General features: G+C 60.4%; 20 protein-coding genes. 13 read left to right on the top strand and 7 right to left on the bottom strand.

Annotated elements, in window-relative coordinates:
* The first annotated feature begins 20 nt into the window (after nucleotides 1-20).
* The 5 genes from V5N47_RS14275 (at nucleotide 21) to V5N47_RS14295 (ending at nucleotide 4484) form a co-directional block, all read left to right on the top strand.
* The gene (locus tag V5N47_RS14275) at nucleotides 21-1919 is read left to right on the top strand and encodes a 2-oxoacid:acceptor oxidoreductase subunit alpha (RefSeq protein ID WP_338728450.1); all 1899 of its coding nucleotides are present in this window, start codon (nucleotides 21-23) and stop codon (nucleotides 1917-1919) included.
* On the top strand, nucleotides 1916-2854 hold the full coding sequence (locus V5N47_RS14280; protein WP_338728451.1) for a thiamine pyrophosphate-dependent enzyme: 939 nt from the start codon (nucleotides 1916-1918) through the stop codon (nucleotides 2852-2854). The genes V5N47_RS14275 and V5N47_RS14280 overlap by 4 nt, the downstream gene beginning before the upstream one ends.
* 68 nt (nucleotides 2855-2922) lie before the next feature.
* Nucleotides 2923-3351, top strand: a complete 429-nt coding sequence (gene lrpA1, locus V5N47_RS14285) for an HTH-type transcriptional regulator LrpA1 (RefSeq protein ID WP_338728452.1) — start codon at nucleotides 2923-2925, stop codon at nucleotides 3349-3351.
* 60 nt (nucleotides 3352-3411) lie between these two features.
* A complete protein-coding gene (locus tag V5N47_RS14290) occupies nucleotides 3412-3897 on the top strand; it encodes an SRPBCC family protein (protein ID WP_338728453.1) in 486 nt (161 codons plus the stop codon).
* Between the two features lie 32 nt (nucleotides 3898-3929).
* The gene (locus V5N47_RS14295) at nucleotides 3930-4484 is read left to right on the top strand and encodes an FAD-dependent oxidoreductase (RefSeq protein ID WP_338728455.1); all 555 of its coding nucleotides are present in this window, start codon (nucleotides 3930-3932) and stop codon (nucleotides 4482-4484) included.
* Here the strand turns inward: V5N47_RS14295 and V5N47_RS14300 are convergent, their stop codons facing one another.
* Complete coding sequence (locus V5N47_RS14300; protein WP_338728457.1) at nucleotides 4485-5345, bottom strand: DMT family transporter; 861 nt, start codon at nucleotides 5343-5345, stop codon at nucleotides 4485-4487.
* Nucleotides 5346-5482: 137 nt separating this feature from the next.
* Here V5N47_RS14300 and V5N47_RS14305 point away from each other — a divergent pair, with 137 nt between their 5' ends.
* The gene (locus tag V5N47_RS14305) at nucleotides 5483-6349 is read left to right on the top strand and encodes a DMT family transporter (RefSeq protein ID WP_338730308.1); all 867 of its coding nucleotides are present in this window, start codon (nucleotides 5483-5485) and stop codon (nucleotides 6347-6349) included.
* On the opposite strand, the gene rtcA is transcribed toward V5N47_RS14305, so the two are convergent.
* Nucleotides 6321-7340 carry an RNA 3'-terminal phosphate cyclase gene (rtcA, locus tag V5N47_RS14310; RefSeq protein WP_338728459.1) on the bottom strand — a complete coding sequence of 340 codons (1020 nt, stop codon included), beginning with the start codon at nucleotides 7338-7340 and terminating at the stop codon, nucleotides 6321-6323. The genes V5N47_RS14305 and rtcA overlap by 29 nt on opposite strands.
* Nucleotides 7341-7563: 223 nt before the next feature.
* Between rtcA and V5N47_RS14315 the strand changes: the two genes are divergently transcribed.
* Both V5N47_RS14315 and V5N47_RS14320 read left to right on the top strand, forming a co-directional pair.
* Complete coding sequence (locus V5N47_RS14315) at nucleotides 7564-8412, top strand: hypothetical protein (RefSeq protein ID WP_338728460.1); 849 nt, start codon at nucleotides 7564-7566, stop codon at nucleotides 8410-8412.
* Nucleotides 8413-8490: 78 nt separating this feature from the next.
* A complete protein-coding gene (locus V5N47_RS14320) occupies nucleotides 8491-9645 on the top strand; it encodes a tubulin/FtsZ family protein (RefSeq protein WP_338728462.1) in 1155 nt (384 codons plus the stop codon).
* Between the two features lie 63 nt (nucleotides 9646-9708).
* Here the strand turns inward: V5N47_RS14320 and V5N47_RS14325 are convergent, their stop codons facing one another.
* From V5N47_RS14325 to V5N47_RS14340, 4 genes are all read right to left on the bottom strand, one after another.
* The gene (locus tag V5N47_RS14325) at nucleotides 9709-9861 is read right to left on the bottom strand and encodes a hypothetical protein (RefSeq protein ID WP_338728464.1); all 153 of its coding nucleotides are present in this window, start codon (nucleotides 9859-9861) and stop codon (nucleotides 9709-9711) included.
* A 103-nt stretch (nucleotides 9862-9964) separates the two neighbouring features.
* Complete coding sequence (locus V5N47_RS14330; protein WP_338728465.1) at nucleotides 9965-10519, bottom strand: SprT-like domain-containing protein; 555 nt, start codon at nucleotides 10517-10519, stop codon at nucleotides 9965-9967.
* 2 nt (nucleotides 10520-10521) lie between these two features.
* Entirely contained in the window at nucleotides 10522-11178 is a 657-nt protein-coding gene (locus V5N47_RS14335) for a helix-turn-helix domain-containing protein (protein WP_338728467.1), read from the bottom strand.
* A gap of 342 nt (nucleotides 11179-11520) precedes the next feature.
* Nucleotides 11521-11688 carry a hypothetical protein gene (locus V5N47_RS14340; RefSeq protein ID WP_338728469.1) on the bottom strand — a complete coding sequence of 56 codons (168 nt, stop codon included), beginning with the start codon at nucleotides 11686-11688 and terminating at the stop codon, nucleotides 11521-11523.
* 340 nt (nucleotides 11689-12028) lie between these two features.
* Here V5N47_RS14340 and V5N47_RS14345 point away from each other — a divergent pair, with 340 nt between their 5' ends.
* From V5N47_RS14345 to queC, 5 genes are all read left to right on the top strand, one after another.
* Complete coding sequence (locus V5N47_RS14345; protein ID WP_338728471.1) at nucleotides 12029-12394, top strand: helix-turn-helix domain-containing protein; 366 nt, start codon at nucleotides 12029-12031, stop codon at nucleotides 12392-12394.
* An 88-nt stretch (nucleotides 12395-12482) separates the two neighbouring features.
* Nucleotides 12483-12938, top strand: a complete 456-nt coding sequence (locus V5N47_RS14350; protein WP_338728472.1) for a 6-pyruvoyl tetrahydropterin synthase family protein — start codon at nucleotides 12483-12485, stop codon at nucleotides 12936-12938.
* A complete protein-coding gene (locus V5N47_RS14355) occupies nucleotides 12938-13705 on the top strand; it encodes a 7-carboxy-7-deazaguanine synthase QueE (protein ID WP_338728473.1) in 768 nt (255 codons plus the stop codon). Before V5N47_RS14350 ends, V5N47_RS14355 begins: the two co-directional genes overlap by 1 nt.
* A gap of 1 nt (nucleotide 13706) precedes the next feature.
* Nucleotides 13707-14306 (top strand): GTP cyclohydrolase I, encoded by a 600-nt coding sequence (folE, locus tag V5N47_RS14360; protein ID WP_338728474.1) that lies wholly within the window; start codon nucleotides 13707-13709, stop codon nucleotides 14304-14306.
* On the top strand, nucleotides 14303-14995 hold the full coding sequence (gene queC / locus V5N47_RS14365) for a 7-cyano-7-deazaguanine synthase QueC (protein ID WP_338728475.1): 693 nt from the start codon (nucleotides 14303-14305) through the stop codon (nucleotides 14993-14995). The genes folE and queC overlap by 4 nt, the downstream gene beginning before the upstream one ends.
* A 346-nt stretch (nucleotides 14996-15341) precedes the next feature.
* Here the strand turns inward: queC and V5N47_RS14370 are convergent, their stop codons facing one another.
* Entirely contained in the window at nucleotides 15342-17348 is a 2007-nt protein-coding gene (locus tag V5N47_RS14370; protein ID WP_338728477.1) for a bacterio-opsin activator domain-containing protein, read from the bottom strand.
* Nucleotides 17349-17605 lie beyond the last annotated feature (257 nt).

Consider the following 17605-nt stretch of genomic DNA (forward strand, 5'->3'; position numbering starts at 1 on the left):
ACAGGCGCCGTGATTTCTCAATGACTGAGGACCTTGTATGGCGAATCGCTGGTGGTTCGGGGGACGGGATTGACTCGACCAGCCAGAACTTCGCAAAGGCCCTGATGCGTGCAGGTCTGCACGTATTCACGCACCGTCACTACCCATCGCGGATTCGCGGTGGTCACACCTACGTCGAAGTCCGCGCAAGCGAAGACCCCGTCAATTCGCGCGGCAACGGCTACAACTGCCTTCTTGCCCTTGGTGACTCCTTCGCGCGCAATCCAAAGGAGAACGCCATCTACGGCAACGAGGAGATCAAGCCACTCGCAGAGAACTTAGACGAACTGAACGAAGGCGGCATCATCATTTACGACGAAGGCCTCGTTGACGTCTCCGAAGTGCCGAACTTCGAAGCGCGCGCAGAAGAGAACAACTGGCACGTCTACCCGATGGACCTCCGGTCACTCGCCCGCGAGCACGGCCGTGAGGTCATGCGCAACACCGCCGGGGTTGGGGTAACTGCAGCACTCCTCGACATCGACCTCACATACATTGAGGAACTCATGCGCAGCGCCATGGGCGGCGACGTGCTCGAAGCCAACCTCGACATCCTGCAGGAGGCCTACGACATCATCTCCGAAGAGGAGTTCACCCACGACCTTCGCGTCCCGACGGGTGACCACGACGAAGACCAGCTCCTCATCTCGGCGAGCGCGTGTATCGCCTACGGCGCGCTCGACGAGGGCTGCCGGTTCATCTCGGGCTACCCGATGACGCCGTGGACCGAAGTGTTCACCATCATGTCGCAGAACCTCTCGCAGTTCGGCGGCATCTCTGAGCAGGTCGAAGACGAAATCGCCGCCGCGGCCCTCGCCATCGGTGCCAGCCACGCTGGCGTCAAGGCAATGAGCGGGTCGTCCGGTGGCGGCTTCGCCCTGATGGGTGAGCCACTCGGCCTCGCAGAGATGACCGAAACGCCGGTCGTCCTCATCGAAGCAATGCGCGCAGGCCCATCCACGGGGATGCCAACGAAGCCGGAGCAATCTGACTTAGAGTCCATCCTGTACTCCAGTCAGGGTGACTCGAACCGCATCGTCTTCGCGCCCGGCAACGCCGCAGAGGCCTACGACCAGACGCGCGAGGCGTTCCGCATCGCCTACGAGTACCAGATTCCGTCCATCATCGTCATCGACCAGAAGGTTTCCGGCGAGATGGTGAACGTAGACGAGTCCTTCTTCGACCGCGAGCCGAACCCAGACCTCGGCTCCGTGCTCACGGAAGACGAAATCGCCGAGGCTGCCCACCACGAGTCGGGCAAGTTCAAGCGCTTCCTTCACGACACCGAAAACGGTGTCAGCCCGCGCACGATTCCGGGCCAGAAGGGTGGTCGTTTCCTCGCAGCTGGGAACGAGCACTCAGAGGAGGGGCACATCAGCGAAGACCCAGTCAACCGCATCAACCAGATGGCTCGTCGCGCCCAGAAGCTCGACTCCATCCGTGAGGACTTAGACTCCCAAGAGTCGAGCAACCAGACCACGTTCGGTCCGGAGGACGCAGAGTACGGCATCATCACGTGGGGCTCCCAACAGGGTGCCGTCATCGACGCCGTTTCCACGCTCAACGACGCGGGCCACTCGGTCAAAGGCCTCGGCGTGAGCGACCTGATGCCGTTCCCGAAGAACGACCTCGCTGCGTTCTTAGAGAGCGTCGACAAGGCTATCGTCGTCGAAATGAACGCAACCGGTCAGTTCCGCGGCCTCGCCCGCAAGGAACTCGGGCTGTACGGCGAGAAGATGTCGAGCCTTCTGAAGTTCGACGGCAACCCGTTCATCCCGCGTGACATCGTCACGGCGTTCGAAGAGACAATCGTCGAAGGCAAGGACGACGTTTCGAACGAGCGGACGAAGTACCTTCCAGAAGCAGGTGTTACCCAATGAGTGTATTCAGCGCAATCGGTGAAGAGCGCGAGATTGACAGCAACGAGTTCACGCCCGGCATCGAACCGCAGGCGACGTGGTGTCCAGGCTGTGGTGATTTCGGTGTCCTGAAGTCACTGAAACAGGCCATGCCCGAAGTCGGGCGCAGTCCCGACGAGGTGCTCATGGTCACCGGTATCGGCTGTTCGGGCAAGCTTTCGTCGTACTTCGAGAGCTACGGATTCCACACCTTACACGGCCGCAGTCTGCCAATCGCCCGCGCGGCGAAGCTCGCAAACCCCGGCCTCGAAGTCATCGCCGCTGGCGGTGACGGTGACGGCTACGGGATTGGTGGCAACCACTTCATGCACACCGCCCGCGAGAACCACGACATGACCTACATCGTGTTCAACAACGAGATTTTCGGCCTCACGAAGGGCCAGACCTCGCCAACGAGCCCGAAAGGTCACAAGTCGAAGACCCAGCCCCACGGCAGCGCGAAGGACCCAGTCCGCCCACTGTCGCTGGCGCTCGCCTCCGGTGCGTCCTACATCGCCCGCACCGCCGCGGTCAACCCGAATCAGGCAAAGGAAATCATCAAAGAAGCCATCGAGCACGACGGCTTCGCCCACATCGACTTCCTCACCCAGTGTCCAACGTGGAACAAGGACGCCCGCCAGTACGTCCCGTACGTGGACATCCAGCAGTCTGACGACTACGACTTCGACATCCACGACCGCCGCGAAGCCGCGGACATGATGTTCGAAGCCGAAAACGCCCTCCACGAAGGAGAGGTGCTCACCGGCCGCTTCTACGTCGATGACGACCGTCCATCCTACCAGCAGGAGAAGCAGGCAACCGGCGAAATGCCAGAAGAGCCGCTCGCAGAGCGCTACTTCGACGAAGACTACGAGTGGGAGCGCACCGCAGACTCCCTCCTAGCGCGCCACAAGTAACTTTCCAACTCCGATACGGAGTTTTCTTTAACGGAAGATATTTTTTCGCGGACGGAAAAGTGCGTCTCATGAGCGCGGAGTCTACGGAGAATCGCATTCTCGCCGTTCTTGAGAAAGACGCACAGGCGTCGTATGCTGAAATCGCTGAACTGGCGGGGGTCTCGAAGCCGACGGTTCGCAAGTACATCTCGAAGCTCGAATCTGAGGGCGTCATCGTGGGCTATTCTGCCGATGTCGACCCAAAGAAACTCACGAGCCAGACCATCGCGCTTGTGGGAATTGAGGTTGCCTCAGAGCGCTACGTTGAGGCAACGCGCGCACTCACCGACCTCGACTCAGTCGAATCCCTGTTCTCCTCGAGTGGCGACCATATGCTGATGGCAGAGGTGCGCGCGCCTGACGGCGCGTCGGTTGGCAAAGTCATCTCCGAAGACATCCTCTCTATCGACGGCGTGACCGCGGCACATCCTTCGTTCCTCCAAGAACGGCTGAAGTAAGCTGTCTCCGTGACTTCCGCCACCACGGAAGATTTACGTCTCACTTCCCTACTCTGAGCCATGCCCGTATTCGAGCGCGAAACCCGTGTTCGTGCCCCGCTCAGCGAGGTGTGGGCCTTTCACTCTCGTATCGAGGGACTGGAGGCGCTCACCCCCGACTGGCTGCACCTCACCATCGACGCGGTGATTGGGCCGGACGGCGAGCGCGACCCCGACACGCTCGTCCCCGGAACGCGCATTTCGATGTCGCTCAGGCCGTTCGGTGTCGGCCCGAAACAACGCTGGACGTCGGTCATCACGAAACGCACTGAAGGCGAGGAACGTGCGATGTTCGAGGACTTCATGCAGGGCGGCCCGTTCTCACGGTGGAATCACACCCACTCGTTTCGCGCAGACGGTGAGGACACCATCGTCCACGACCGCGTGGAGTACGAACTGCCCGGTGGCAAACTGGGGAAGGCGGTCAGCCCGATTTCGAAATTCGGCTTCGAGGGGATGTTTCGCGGCCGCCATCGAGCGACCAAACGCGCACTCGAACAGGCCTAACGCTTTTTCCCGTAGTTGATGTATGTCAACACATGCCAGACGTAGCAATCATCGGCGGTGGCCCTGCGGGACTGAGCGCCGCGCTGTTCACGGCGAAAAACGGGCTTGAGACGGTGGTGTTCGATACAGACAAAACCGCCCTCCACTACGCCTATCTCTACAACTACCTCGGCATCGAGGAAATCAACGGCGACGAGTTCCTGCGCATCGGCCGCGAGCAGGTTGACGCACAGGGCGCAGACCGCCGCGACGAGGAGGTGACTGGGGTGGAGCAAACCGACGACGGCTTTCGCCTCACGACCGACGGCGGCGAGTACGACGCCACCTACGTCGTGTTCGCCACAGGGGAGTCCCGAGACGTAGCGGAGGAACTGGGGTGTGACCTGAACGACGACGGAACCGTCGCCGTCAATTCGGATACTGAAACTTCAATCGAGAACGCCTACGCCGCAGGCTGGGCCGCGCGAAAGGACAAGATTCAGGCGGCCATCTCGGTCGGCGGCGGCGCGGCGGCCGCCCTCGACATTCTCTCGAAAGAGCAGGGCAAGCCCTTCCACGACTTCGACACGCCAGAAGACGACGAGTAGTCACCCACGTTGGATGAGGATAACCCCCGACAGGACGACGGCCCCGCCGACCATCGTCGAGAACGTGACCACTTCGTCGAGCACCAGCGCCCCGAGGACGACGGTGAAGACGGGTTCGACCGTGCTCACGATGCTCGCTCGACTGGCTTCGATTCGTGAGAGTCCGGCGAAGAACGTGAAGATAGGCATTGCCGTGGCGACCAGACCGAGGCCAACGATGAGGGCCCACTCGGTCGCACCGGCCGGGACTGAGAGCGTGCCCTGGAGCATGCCGAGCACGGCGAGGCTCGCCCCTGCCGCTGGCATGACATGGGCGGTCAGTATCGAGGAATCGACAGCGGTGAGTGTCGCTCTGCTTGCGGTGATGTACGTGGCGTAAACGAGCGCGGCGAATAGGAGAATACCAACCCCAACCGGGTCGGCGTTCGCGGGATTCGCACCCGTGATGAGGGCGACGCCGCCGAGGGCCACCCCGAGGGCGAGAACCGTTTTCCTAGTCACGCGCTCGCCGAGGAACGCCACCGAGAGCAACACGACGAATGCGGGGTAGGTGTAGAGGACGATGGCGACGAGGCCGGCGGACATGAACTCGAGGCCGAGGAAGTAGAGACCGCTCATGGTTGCGTACCCGAGTGCTCCGAGACCGAGGCCGGCCAGCAAGTTCCGTCCGCGAAGCAGGCGCAGTGACCCGGTGGCGAGGAGGTACGACCAGATGGCGACGGTGGCGACGATGAACCGAAACACGAGCATCGTCGTGGTAGAGAGGCCGGCGCTCGCCCCGAGTTTACCGAAGATGCCAAGCGTGCCGAATCCGACGGCTGAGAAGAAAATCAGCCCCGTCCCAAGTTGCTCGGATTTCATACGTTTGCTCCCACGTGGCAGCCACTAAGGTGGGCCGGTTCCGCCACAAGTCCGCCAGAATCCATACACGTAAGTCGAATCGGGAGCGAACGTCCGCTGTGACTGACCTGTCCGGAATCGAAACGCGCGTTCCGCCAATGGCTGCGCTCGCCGTCGCCATCGTGGCGGTGAGCACGAGCGCCATTCTCGTTCGCTGGAGCAGCGCGCCGAGCCTCGTCAAAGCGTTCTATCGGGTGGTGTTCACGCTCGCGTTGCTCGCTCCAATTGCGGCGACACGCTACCGCGATGACCTCCGCCGATTTTCCGTCCGCGACCTGTTCTTTGCCGCTCTCTCGGGCGTCGCCCTCGCCGTCCACTTCGCAACGTGGTTCGAGAGTCTGAACTGGACGAGCGTCGCCGCCTCTGTCACCCTCGTCCAATCTCAACCGCTGTTCGTCGCGCTCGGCGCGTTCTTCTTGCTCTCTGAACGTGTTACCCGACGCACCGTCGTCGGCATCGGAATTGCGCTTGTCGGAATGGTCGTCATGTCGCTCGGGGACGTGTTGACGGGTGCGACCGTGACGGGAGCCAATCCACTTCTCGGCAACGCACTCGCCGTGGCGGGTGCCCTTACGGCCGCCGCCTACGTCCTCGCCGGACGCTCGCTGCGCCAACGCATCGCGCTCGTCCCCTACGTCACCGTCGTCTACGGCGTCTGTGCGGTGGTCCTCCTCTTGCTCACGCTCGCGGAGGGTGAACCACTCACGGGCTATCCACAACACGAGTGGCTCCTCTTTTTCGCCATGGCGCTCGGGCCGGGCATCTTCGGACACACGGTCATCAACTGGGCGCTTGCCCACGTCGAATCGAGCGTCGTGAGTGTCTCGCTGCTCGGTGAACCCGTCGGGAGCACGCTCCTCGCGCTCGTCTTGCTCGCAGAGATGCCGACGCCGCTCACGGTGGTCGGCGGTGCGGTCGTGCTCGCCGGAATCTACGTCACGACGACGGCGCGGAACACCGAATGAGGCCAGTTTCCTCCTCGCACACGTCGATATCGTAGCCGAACCGCGAAATGACCTCGCGGTTGGTTTCGACGTGTCCAGACAGTTTGGGGGCGACAAACTCGCCACCGCAGAGCGCGAGCCAGAGCAGCAACTGGTCTGCGAGAAACGAGTCGACGGTTGCGCCGCTCGCGTGGAACTTTCTGAACGTATTGACGGCAGCGGCGGCGACGTTTTCTGCCGTTTTCCCTTTCTCTCCGAGTGCATCGAAGCCTACGACCGTCGAGTCGTAGGCGGCCCGCACGAGCAGCGACGACCCCGGTGAGGCGCTTTCGACGGTGGACACGGTTTGGGCGGCCACCTCGTGCCCGTCGGCTTCGAGCAGTCTGCGCGCTTCGATTGCTTGGCGTTCCGCGACGTTCGCCTTCCTGAGGTGTGTCGATGCTTTCGAGCTAATCGTAACCGCATTGAGTGTGCCACGTATTGGAATCGTGATCGGAGCCAGCGTAGAGGGTGTGAGCGTCAGTGTGGCCTCACCGCCGCCCGACGGGTAGAAGCCGGTGTGGTCGAGTCTGAGCGCGGCATCGAGCCCAAAATGGGCGAGCAACGGGAGTTTGACCTGGTCGTACCACGCGACGGTCGGCGCCCACCGCACGTCCGTCCCGCCTGTCGCCCGCACCGTGAGCGGTTCGTCGATGACGGTTGCGAGCGGGAGCAGCGCGTCGAACAGGAGCGTGAGACTGCCTGCGGTGCCAATATCGACGGTGAACTCGCCGCCGGTTGGCACATCTGGTTCGAAGGTGAGCGTTTCCGTTCCGACCGACACGTCGCTTACGGTTGCCTCACAGATTTTGGCGAGCGTTTCGACCACTGCGCAGTGCTGGCGTTTGAGGCCGGGCGTCGGACGCGAGGAACGAATGTCCCGCACGGTGACGGGTCTCCCGTCGAGCGCGCTGAGGCTCAACGCAGTTCTGAGGATTTGCCCGCCACCGGTTTGTCCTGAAACGACTCGCATCACGCTCTTTCGGTGGGCGACAGAGAAATGTCTGTTGTCAACTTTCTGTGATGGGCCCTCGACGTTCTCCAGCCAAGTTTCATACGACTCACAGAGAAAATATGTCGGAACAGAAGATATTTACAATTGGTTGATGAGTCATACGTGAACACATATGGAATTTGATGGAATTTCTCGACGGCGTATGCTACGGGGTACCGGTCTATTGGTCGGTGCTGGTGCGATGGGTGGACTCGCGGGGTGCAGTTCGATTCCGTTTGTCGGCGGTGACACGACGTGGACCAACTGGCTCCCGGAACCCGGCACGTTCCGTGACCAAGACCATTACCAGACCTACTACATGGAGCCACAGGCCATCGCAGAGTACGAAGACGAACTCGATGATGGGTACGACTCATTCGAGGATTTCTTCTCGCCACCGGGTGCGCTCGACGTGGACTTCGATGAAGTCGAGCGCATGGTGCTCAACCCAACGATGCGAGTGTTCATGGGTTCATTTACCGTCGAAGATGTGGTGGACGAACTCGAAGACGAGGATTTCGATGAGGAAGACGAGTACGAGGGCTACACCCTCTTTCTTGGGCCGGAAGCAAACTTCGGCAGTCGTGCAGCCGCAGGGGTGTCAGAAAACACGCTCCTCTACGGGACTGCGTCCGAAGACGGTCCGATAGACGGTCTCGAAGCACTCATCGACACCTCGAACGGGGAGGAAGACCGGTACACGGCCGAAAGCGAAGATTTCGACACGCTCGTGGACGAACTCGGCGGTGGCCATTTCCTGTACGCGACCACACACGAGGAAACCGAGATTGACGCCCCCGAGAACGGCCAATTCGAACACGAGGTGGCGCGTGGGGCGCGAATCCAATTCGACGCTGAAACGTCTTCCCGAAAATGGGTTCACGTCTTCGAAGAAGCAGACGACGTAGACCTTGACGACGTCGAAGATTGGGTTGACGAAAACGACGGGAGCAACGAGGCTTTCGACGACTACGACGATATTTCCGTCTCGCAAGCTGGACGTGCCGCCGTCGTTACCGGGACGATTGACACGGACGACCTGTTCAACTGAATCTGGTCGCTGACTGTCCGCACAGTTGATTATTTCTCCTTTCCCAACGTCCTAGACTGCGTCTGTGGGGGGATACGAATGAAAGTCGCATTAATCGGGGTCGGGCAAGCGGGGGGAAAAGTGGTCGAATCACTCATCGAATACGACCTGAAATCGCGTGGTGGTTTCGTCGCCGCGGCGATTGCCGTGAACACGGCGAAGGCGGATTTGCTGGGGCTCAAACGAATCAGCGAGCGCCATCGTGTCTTGATTGGCCAGTATCGCGTGAAGGGCCACGGCGTCGGTGCCGACAACGAACTCGGCTCGGTCGTCGCCACAGAAGATATGGGCGAGGTGCTCTCGGTCATCGACGACATCCCGCTACACAACGTGGATGCGTTCCTCATCGTCGCCGGGCTCGGCGGCGGAACGGGCAGTGGCGGCGCACCGGTCATCGCCCGCGAGCTAAAACGCCTCTACACCGAACCCGTCTACGGCCTCGGACTCTTACCAAGCCCCGATGAAGGCGGCATCTACACGCTGAACGCCGCCCGCTCGTTCCAGACGTTCGTCCGTGAGGTGGACAACCTCCTGGTCTTCGACAACGACGCGTGGCGACAAGGCGGCGAGAGCGTCCAAGACAGTTACGCCGAGATGAACGAGGAGATTGCACGCCGCCTCGGCTTGCTGTTCAGTTCGGGCGAGGCGACGAACGGCCTCGTTCCCGAGAACGTCGTTGACGCGAGTGAACTCATCAACACGCTCGGGTCGGGCGGCGTCTCCACGATTGGCTACGCCGTCGCCGAAGCGAGTCGGCCACAGGGCTTGCTCGCACGATTCAAGACGGAAGAAAAACCGGACGACAACGCGACCAACCGCGTGCTGTCGGTTGTACGCCGAGCAACGCTTGGCCGACTCAGTCTCCCGTGTAACATCGAGAGCACAGAGCGCGCGCTTCTCATCGTCGCAGGCAGGCCAAAGCACTTAGACCGAAAGGGTATCGAGCGCGGCCGCAAGTGGCTCGAAGCCGAAACCGGGAGCATGGAGGTGCGCGGTGGTGACTACCCAATCGCGGATACAGACCACCTCGGCGCGGTCGTCCTTCTGTCCGGGGTGTACGACGTCCCGCGCATCAAAGAACTCCAGCAGGTCGCCATCGAGGCGCAACAGAACATGGCAGACCGCGCGGAGTTCGCCCCCGATGCACTCGCGTCGCTCATGGATACGGACGAGACGATAGAACCGCTGTTCTAAGGTGGCGAGGTCGCAGAAAACTGGCTCATACGGAATCGGTTTGCCGACTGGTCTGGTGAAGAATCACGCGTCGTCCGCGCGGTGGCTCCACACCATCTCTTGGAGGTACTCTCGTGTCGTGTCTGTCCCGCCATCTGTTGTCAGCATTGTGTCTGTGACCAGCGGAACGAGTGGTGCGCCGGTGTTTTCGCCGTCGGTGTACGTTGCAGGTGTCATGTTGCGTCTGGGTCAATGAGGAAGACGCAGATAAATGTAATGGTCGTTCATGTAGAATCTACATATCTGTATTAGGTGTTTAATCATTATAATTTAAAACACGCTACCACTCGTCGTCAATTCGTTTTCGAGCGCGCTCGTATCCGGCCTCCGACTGCCAGGATTTTCCCGACGCAACGTGCGTGACCACCAATCTGCTCTGACACGCACCACATCGGTAGCGCCCCGGATTCGTCACGACTGTCGAGGCGCGGTGGCGCTCTGCGCGCCACTCACACCGCTCTTCTGTACACGAGAGGGTGAGTCGGCCATCGGTGAACCGTTCGCAGGAACATGGTGCGTCTACCTCACGAGCCTTCTTCGTAAAGCGTCGTCCGTGGTTCGACTCTCCGAACTGCTGGAACTCCCACGCATGGACGAGTTCATGGCGGACGACGCCCGAAAACTGCTCCCAACCATACGCCTCGAAGGCGGCCCACGTCAGTCGGATCGTCACCGCTCCGGTTCGAGCGTTGTAGAGACACTGGCCCGCGCGACGGCGCGCCCGCTCTGAGACCTCCCACGACACCATCGAGTAGTCGATGGGCAACGCCACCGTTTTCGCGTGGCGTTTTGCCCGTTCTACAAGCTGAGTATGGGTCGTCGCGCCCGACTCCATCCTTACTTGTTCGCCCGCTCTACGAGCGAGTGGCCAACCAGTCGTTCGGTTCCGCGTCGAAGCCGTTCTGAGGCGGCCTGACTCGACACGCCGAGTTGCGCTGCGAGGTCTGCAAGCGAGACCTTCCGCGGAATCTCGAAGTAGCCAGACTCGTGGGCAGCGAGGAGGGCGTCTTGCTGGCACTCCGTGAGGTTGTAAGCGGCATCTTCGGTCGAGGAGTCGGTCTGGTTGTAGATGGTGTACAGTTTCACGTCAACGCCGACTTCCGCACACCGCGTTCTGAATTCCTTGAACGTCTCACGGTCTGGGAACTGCATCTGGAGGAACCACCCTTCGTTCGTGCCTCGTCCTTCGAGCATGACGGCGTCGAGTTCGACGTACGCCTGATGGACGGTCGTTGCCTTTCCGGCTTCGGTCAACTCGACACGATAGAGTCGCTTGTCGTCGACTTCGTGTAACACCGACGGCGCCGTGATGGTTGGGTCTGCGTTGAGTGCTTCCTCAAAGGTCTCGAACTCCTCGCCACACGCCCAGAACAGAAAGCGAACGACGCCGGAGGGAAGCGCTCGTTTCTCTTCGACGGTCACCACGACGTCCGCGTTGCTCGTCAACGCTTCTTGGAGCACCGGGGTATCGAGATGTACTTCAACGAAAATCATCGGTGGTCTCGAAATTCGGTCCGCTTCGCTCCGTCACCGGCAGGTTTGACAGCACCCGCTGGGTCATCGGTGAAAAGCCCGGAACACGCCCATGTCGTGTGAGCAGGTACGTGCCCACAAGTTCCCTCCACGCTCATTGATACTCTAAGGCTTTCGAGAGTCGGTAAATAATTGTTGTTCGTAAACTATCGTGTTTACAGAACAGACAGTGTGGCTGTCAGTTGGAGTGGCTACGGTCCGTGCGTCGCTCGCGTGGGATGGGGAAGGCAGTAAACCGCAGTAGCGACCGTGTGCGAAAAACCGCACACAGTCACTCAGCTTTCACAGGACACAGACTAACACTCAGACGCTCGCCGTAATCGGGATCGCCTCGTCTGTTTGAATCCATGCCTCGGGGTTCGTTCGGTCATAAATCACGATTTCGCCCGTTGCGAGTTTGAGCTGTCCGTACTCAAGGTAATCGTCGGCTGGGGGTTCATCCTGGCGTTTCGGGTCAGTTGTGGAGGTCATTTGGTGTGGTAGCAGTGGGGTGTCTCACGCTACGTCCACTGCTACCAACCCCTAGGCCATAACCCTTGCTACCATCTGTCATACCGTTGTCTGACCACTCGTGACCGAAGCGTCCCTCAATCTGTCAATCCAACCGCTCGAAGGTGCCTGTCGAGCGCCGCTTCGCTCTCAAACACCCTCCCACATGCTTGACAGGTGTGTTCCCCTCTCCTCTCATTCATAGACTACGTACGTACAGAATCCGGTAAAGCGTGTCGTCAGGAGATCTGTCCAGTAGAGTTACAGGAGGTTAGTAGGTACCTTGAAGTAACCTTATGGTACTGCCTCGTGTATCAGCCTCATGAACGATGAGACAGCCCCGCTCGCCGTCTGGTGTGCTGGCGAGGAATGGTGTCCGATTACCTCGACGGCGACGATTCTCGGCAAAAAGTGGCATCCAGTTATCATCCACCGATTGCTAAAATACGGCCCGTCGGGTTTTAACGCGCTCAAAGACGCTGTCGACGGCATCTCTGCAAAAGTGCTCTCTGACAGCCTCGAAAACTTAGAGGAGTACGGCCTGGTCAATCGTGCGGTCATCAGCGAAAAGCCGTTTCGCGTCGAATACTCACTCACCACCCGCGGCAAGTCGCTCGAACCCATCATCATCGCCATGCGCGACTGGGGAAAAGAACACCTCATGCCCGCGGACGAACCGGCTCCATAGCAGCGTTTGTCTCACACTTGTGTGCGATTTCTTTCCGGACAGTCCCAAAATGAGAAACGATTAATACGTTTGCCGATATTCTCCCAGTATGCTCTCAAGAACCTCGGGGCGCGATGACCTGTCGCTTACCGAGCACGTCCACGAACTCAGAATCGGCCACGACAGCCCGATTCGTATCAGCAGTGGACATCGCCTTCTGCACCACGACGGCAAGTGTAGCCGTCCGCACGGTCACAACTACGAAATTTCCGTCACCGTCCGTGGCAACCTGACCGAAGACGGTTGGGTGGTTGACAAGGGCAACGTCACCAGTGTCATCGACGACTGGGACCACCGCTTTCTCCTCCAAGACGGCGACCCGCTCATCGAGGCGTTCGAAGCCGCGGGCGACGGCGACGCACTCGTCGTGTTCGACCACCCGCCAACAGCAGAAGTGATGGGCATCATCTTAGAACAGCGCCTGCTCGCAGAACTGCCCGACAACGTCGCTGAAGTCTCCGTGCTGGTTCGTGAGACGAGCGAACTCTGTGGCGTGACCTGCTGATGCCGGTCAACGCAGAACGACCACCCCAAGAAGGCCCCACAGACGGCGACGGACTGCCAATCAACGAACTGTTCTACTCGCTCCAAGGTGAGGGGAAACTCGCCGGTGTCCCTTCGGTGTTCATCCGCACGAGCGGTTGTAACCTCCGCTGTTGGTTCTGTGATTCGTATCACACCTCGTGGGAACCCACCCACGCGTGGATGTCTGTAGACGAGATTGTTGCGGCAGTCTCTGAGCACACGGAAGCAGACCACGTCGTTCTCACGGGTGGCGAGCCGCTCATCCACGACACGTCTGTGACACTGCTCGAACGCCTCTCTGCAGCGGGCTATCACACCACCGTCGAAACGAACGGGACGATTTTCCGCGACGCGCCAATCGACCTCGCGAGCGTGAGCCCGAAACTCGCCTCCAGTACGCCCACGCCCGAACGCGACCCGAAGGGCGACGGCGAGTGGGAAGTCCGCCACGACGACGCCCGCATCGACATTTCTGAACTGTCTCAGTTCGTCACCGCCTTCGACACGCAGTTCAAATTCGTCGTCACCGGTCCCGACGACATGGCTGAAATCACCGACATCGTCGCGGATGTTCGCGCGACTGGCGCGTCGCTCGCAGACGACGACGTGTTGTTGATGCCCGAAGGCCAAACCCGTGAGGCTTTAGACGAGACGCGCAAACGAACGGCTGACTTGGCGATGGAGTACGGTTTCCGCTACACGCCTCGCCTCCACGTTGACCTCTGGAACGACGCCCCTGGAACTTGAGATGACTGACGCTACGCTTATCCCCGACACGGAATCGACCTACGACCACGAGAAGGCGCGACGAGCCGTCCGGATGCTGTTAGAAGCCGTCGGCGCAGACCCCGACCGCGACGGGCTGGTTGACACGTGGGAGCGCCGCGTTCCCGACGCCTTCGAGACACTCACCGAGGGCTTTCGCGAAGAAGAAAAGCCGACGATGCGCACCTTCCCCGCAGAGGGGTCAGGACTCGTCATCAAGACGGCAATTCCCGTCTACAGCCTCTGTGAGCACCATTTACTTCCGTTCTACGGGACGGCCCACGTCGCGTATCGTCCCGGCGACGAGGTGGTTGGCCTCTCGAAACTCACGCGCTACGTGCGCTGGCAGTCGCGCAAACTCTCGATGCAAGAGCGTTTGACCCGCGAGATTGCAGACGGCCTCGCCGAGGAACTCGACGCCGAAGCAGTACTGGTCGAGATTTCAGCAAGCCACATGTGCGAGGCCATGCGCGGCGTCGAAACCGAAACCGAGACGCGCACGAACGTCGTCGTTGGCGAGCCAACCGACCAAGAGCGCACCCAGTTCCAGAACGCCATCGACCGGGCAGAGGGCGGGCGATGAGCCAGCCAAAAGCGGTCGTCCTCGTCTCCGGTGGGATGGACAGCGCCACCGCGGCCGCGGAAGCGAAGGCGCGGGGCTACGACCTCTACTTCCTGCACACCTCCTACGGCCAGCGTACCGAAGGAAAGGAGTACGAGTGCGCCCGCAAACTCGCTGCGGATTTCGACGCGGCCGACTTCCTCCATATCGAGACGAGCCACCTCGCCCAGATTGGCGCGTCCGCGCTCACCGACGACGGTATCGACGTAGCCGACGCCGATTTAGACAGCGAAGAGATTCCAGACACGTACGTGCCGTTTCGGAACGCAAACCTGCTCTCGATGGCCGTCTCCTACGCCGAAGCGAATGAGTGTGACGCCGTGTTCATCGGCGCACACAGCGAGGACTTCGCAGGGTATCCCGACTGTCGCCCCGAGTTCTTCGAGGCGTTTCAGACCGTCGCCGACGTGGGAACCAAACCGGATACCCAGATCTCGCTCGAAGCACCGTTCGTCGAGTGGACGAAAACGGAGATTGCCGCCCACGGCGTCTCCCTCGATGTGCCGTTCGAGCACACGTGGAGCTGTTATAAGGAGAGTGCACCCGCCTGCGGTGTCTGTGATTCCTGTGCCATTCGGCTCAGAGCGTTCGAGGACGTCTCTGTCCGCGACCCAATTGAGTACGCAAAACGGCCATCGTATCGAACCTAAGGCACGAAATTGCGCGATGGAATGAGGTATTGAGGTGGAAAGAAGGGTCTAGAGGCACTGACGAGCGGTCTCTCCACGAGCGTTCGTCAACCCTGCGAATGGACAGCCATGTGGTCTATACGGGTACTCAGGCCTGTTGACCACGGATTCGTGCAGCTTCTGCAATTCCAGCATTTGCTGAACAGTGTGGACATGCGAGTATCCGACCACGTGAGTCAGCGAATACCTGGGCGAATCGTTTCGAGACGTGTGCATCGCAGTTGGTACAGGTTGGCATTGGTCTACGTGGGGGATTGCAACGTGTGCCTCACCCACACCTAAACAAATGCCGGATGTGGACTAATTCTCACTCCCTTACTAGTGGGGGCTCTGTGGGTCGCTCGAACAGCTCGGCGCACAGTTTTCGCTCTGCAGCGCGCAGGTGCTCGTGGAACGTCGAACGCGAAACGCCCATCGCCGTGGCGAGGTCGTCGCCGTTGACCGGCCGCGGCCAGTCGAAAAAGCCCGCGACGTACGCCCGCTGGAGCGTCGAAAGCTGGCGTTCGGTGAGCCGCTCTTTGAGCGACCCGACAAACTCCTGTTTCGTCGTCGGTCTGCGGTGGTGTTCGTGGTAGCTCACGAGTTCGGTGCCGGGATACTCCTGTTTCACCAACTCCACGAGTTGGCGGACGTTCGCCTCCTGTGGCAGCTCGATTTTCATTCGCCCACCCCCGTCGTAGGCGGTGATTTCCTGCGTTTTCGCCCCGTAGTTGGCGAGGTCAGTCACAATTGAATCGCCCGCGAGCGTGAGTTCGAACAGACTCTCGTCGTCCTCTGAGGCGACGAGTTGTACCGCCGCAATCTCTCGACACTCAGCGGCGGCCTCGGCGACCGCCTCCGGTTCTGCACCGCGAGCGGTGAAAAAGAGCACGAGCGAGTCGTCGGGCTGGTACATTGCCTGTTTGAAGTCGAGTTCGGCTCCGGTTTTCGCCGCAATCTCGACGAAAAACAGCGCCCGACTCTCGAACTCTAGCTCGATTTCCACGATGTTGTCCGCGGTGATGATTTTCTTGCTTTCGAGTGAGTTGATGCCGCTTGCGACGGCCCGACCCACGGATTCGAGGATGACGCGCTCTCGATTGTTGAACACGTCGTCGCGGTCTGTACACACCGTGAGCACGCCGTAGGTCACGTCATCGTAGACCAGTGGGATGGCCGCGACTTCGGTGACGCGCTTTGGGTAGCCGCGGCCAAAGCCTCGAACGCCCACGCGAGCGGTCTGCATGGTTCCGGTTTTGACGGCGCGGACGACCGGATTGCTCGCCGCGTCGGGGTCGTTTAGATCGACGCCGATGTCACCGACGGAGACGAGTGCCTCGCCCGACCACTGCGTCGGGACGACTTCGTCGGTTCCCACATCGACCTCGCCCACCCACGCATACACGTAGGGGTCTGCGCTCGCCAGTTGCTTACAGACGGTTTCCTCTATCTCCTCGCGGTTCACCGACCGGACGAGTGTCTGGGTCACGTCTTGGACGAGCCCCTGCACGCGGTCGAGCAGGTCTGCTAAGTGCTCGCGCTCTCTCGCAAGCGCGAGTTCGGCCTCTTTGCGGGCTGTCACGTCGTTTTGGAAACCCACAAAGTAGCGAACCTCGCCATCTGCGTCTCGAATCGGCGCGATGTTCACGCGATTCCAGAACAGCTCGCCGTTTTTGCGGTAGTTTTTCACCTCGACGACGACTTCCTCTTCTGCGGCGATGGCCTCGCGCATGGCCGTCACGGCTGCTTGGTCTGAGTCCTCTCCCTGTAAGAATCGGCAGTTACGCCCGAGGATTTCCGCCTCGGTGTACCCCGTCATCTCCACGAACGAGTCGTTTACGTAACTCAGTGGATTGTCCGGCTGGGTCGCATCCGAGATGGCGATGCCGACCGGCGCTTCGTTCATTGCCCGTTCTTTGAGGCTGAGTTCGTCCGTCGGCGTCTCGAAGCGCGTTCGGTAAGCCCGCACTGCCGCGAGCACGTCCGTTGCCAGCTCGGTCGTGTCCGTTTCCGCCGCGAGTCGATACTTCGTGACGCCAATCGCGGTGACGTGGCTCGCAAGCGCCTCGCTCGCCCCGTGCGAATAGACGATGAGCGGGAGGTGCTGGTCGAATTCGTTTACGGTCTGGACGACCGTCTCCGTGTCGCCAGCTGCCAACGGTGCGTCTGTAATCACACAATCAATCGCAGGAGAGAGTGCCGCTGAAACGTCGTTTTCCGTGGTCACGACGCGCACCGCTCCCACGTCCCGTTCGAGGGCTGTCGCAACCGCGTCCGCAGTTTCCTCGCGTCCGATGTAGAGCACGCAAAGCCGCGAACTGTCCTGAGTACCCATAGCAGTGACTCGGTTCCGGCCGTGCAAATAGGTATGGCACGGTCAGACGAACTTGAGATAGAGCAGGCCTAAAAACAGCCAATAGCCGACGATAGCGGCAAGAATGAGCAGAATAACCCCGACATCTTCCACCATGCGGTGCATATCTCAGATGTACTCAACTTACCACATTAGTTACGAACCACTTTCACGAGACCCAATACTCATCAATGCGGTTACACACAGATTACACCCGAGGCAGTGATGGCCTAGCCGAC

This window comes from Haladaptatus sp. DJG-WS-42 (genome assembly GCF_037198285.1).
Classification (GTDB): Archaea; Halobacteriota; Halobacteria; order Halobacteriales; family Halococcaceae; genus QDMS2.

What these genes read in the sequence shown, in the direction of transcription:
- V5N47_RS14305 (WP_338730308.1), top strand. Translation starts at nt 5,483, where the DNA reads ATGGCTGCGCTCGCCGTCGCCATCGTGGCGGTGAGCACGAGCGCCATT.
- V5N47_RS14290 (WP_338728453.1), top strand. Translation starts at nt 3,412, where the DNA reads ATGCCCGTATTCGAGCGCGAAACCCGTGTTCGTGCCCCGCTCAGCGAG.
- V5N47_RS14330 (WP_338728465.1), bottom strand. Translation starts at nt 10,519, where the DNA reads ATGGAGTCGGGCGCGACGACCCATACTCAGCTTGTAGAACGGGCAAAA.
- lrpA1 (WP_338728452.1), top strand. Translation starts at nt 2,923, where the DNA reads ATGAGCGCGGAGTCTACGGAGAATCGCATTCTCGCCGTTCTTGAGAAA.
- V5N47_RS14340 (WP_338728469.1), bottom strand. Translation starts at nt 11,688, where the DNA reads ATGACCTCCACAACTGACCCGAAACGCCAGGATGAACCCCCAGCCGAC.
- V5N47_RS14275 (WP_338728450.1), top strand. Translation starts at nt 21, where the DNA reads ATGACTGAGGACCTTGTATGGCGAATCGCTGGTGGTTCGGGGGACGGG.
- queC (WP_338728475.1), top strand. Translation starts at nt 14,303, where the DNA reads ATGAGCCAGCCAAAAGCGGTCGTCCTCGTCTCCGGTGGGATGGACAGC.
- V5N47_RS14315 (WP_338728460.1), top strand. Translation starts at nt 7,564, where the DNA reads ATGGGTGGACTCGCGGGGTGCAGTTCGATTCCGTTTGTCGGCGGTGAC.
- V5N47_RS14370 (WP_338728477.1), bottom strand. Translation starts at nt 17,348, where the DNA reads ATGGGTACTCAGGACAGTTCGCGGCTTTGCGTGCTCTACATCGGACGC.
- V5N47_RS14335 (WP_338728467.1), bottom strand. Translation starts at nt 11,178, where the DNA reads ATGATTTTCGTTGAAGTACATCTCGATACCCCGGTGCTCCAAGAAGCG.
- folE (WP_338728474.1), top strand. Translation starts at nt 13,707, where the DNA reads ATGACTGACGCTACGCTTATCCCCGACACGGAATCGACCTACGACCAC.
- V5N47_RS14300 (WP_338728457.1), bottom strand. Translation starts at nt 5,345, where the DNA reads ATGAAATCCGAGCAACTTGGGACGGGGCTGATTTTCTTCTCAGCCGTC.
- V5N47_RS14350 (WP_338728472.1), top strand. Translation starts at nt 12,483, where the DNA reads ATGCTCTCAAGAACCTCGGGGCGCGATGACCTGTCGCTTACCGAGCAC.
- V5N47_RS14345 (WP_338728471.1), top strand. Translation starts at nt 12,029, where the DNA reads ATGAACGATGAGACAGCCCCGCTCGCCGTCTGGTGTGCTGGCGAGGAA.
- V5N47_RS14280 (WP_338728451.1), top strand. Translation starts at nt 1,916, where the DNA reads ATGAGTGTATTCAGCGCAATCGGTGAAGAGCGCGAGATTGACAGCAAC.
- V5N47_RS14320 (WP_338728462.1), top strand. Translation starts at nt 8,491, where the DNA reads ATGAAAGTCGCATTAATCGGGGTCGGGCAAGCGGGGGGAAAAGTGGTC.
- V5N47_RS14355 (WP_338728473.1), top strand. Translation starts at nt 12,938, where the DNA reads ATGCCGGTCAACGCAGAACGACCACCCCAAGAAGGCCCCACAGACGGC.
- V5N47_RS14325 (WP_338728464.1), bottom strand. Translation starts at nt 9,861, where the DNA reads ATGACACCTGCAACGTACACCGACGGCGAAAACACCGGCGCACCACTC.
- V5N47_RS14295 (WP_338728455.1), top strand. Translation starts at nt 3,930, where the DNA reads ATGCCAGACGTAGCAATCATCGGCGGTGGCCCTGCGGGACTGAGCGCC.
- rtcA (WP_338728459.1), bottom strand. Translation starts at nt 7,340, where the DNA reads ATGCGAGTCGTTTCAGGACAAACCGGTGGCGGGCAAATCCTCAGAACT.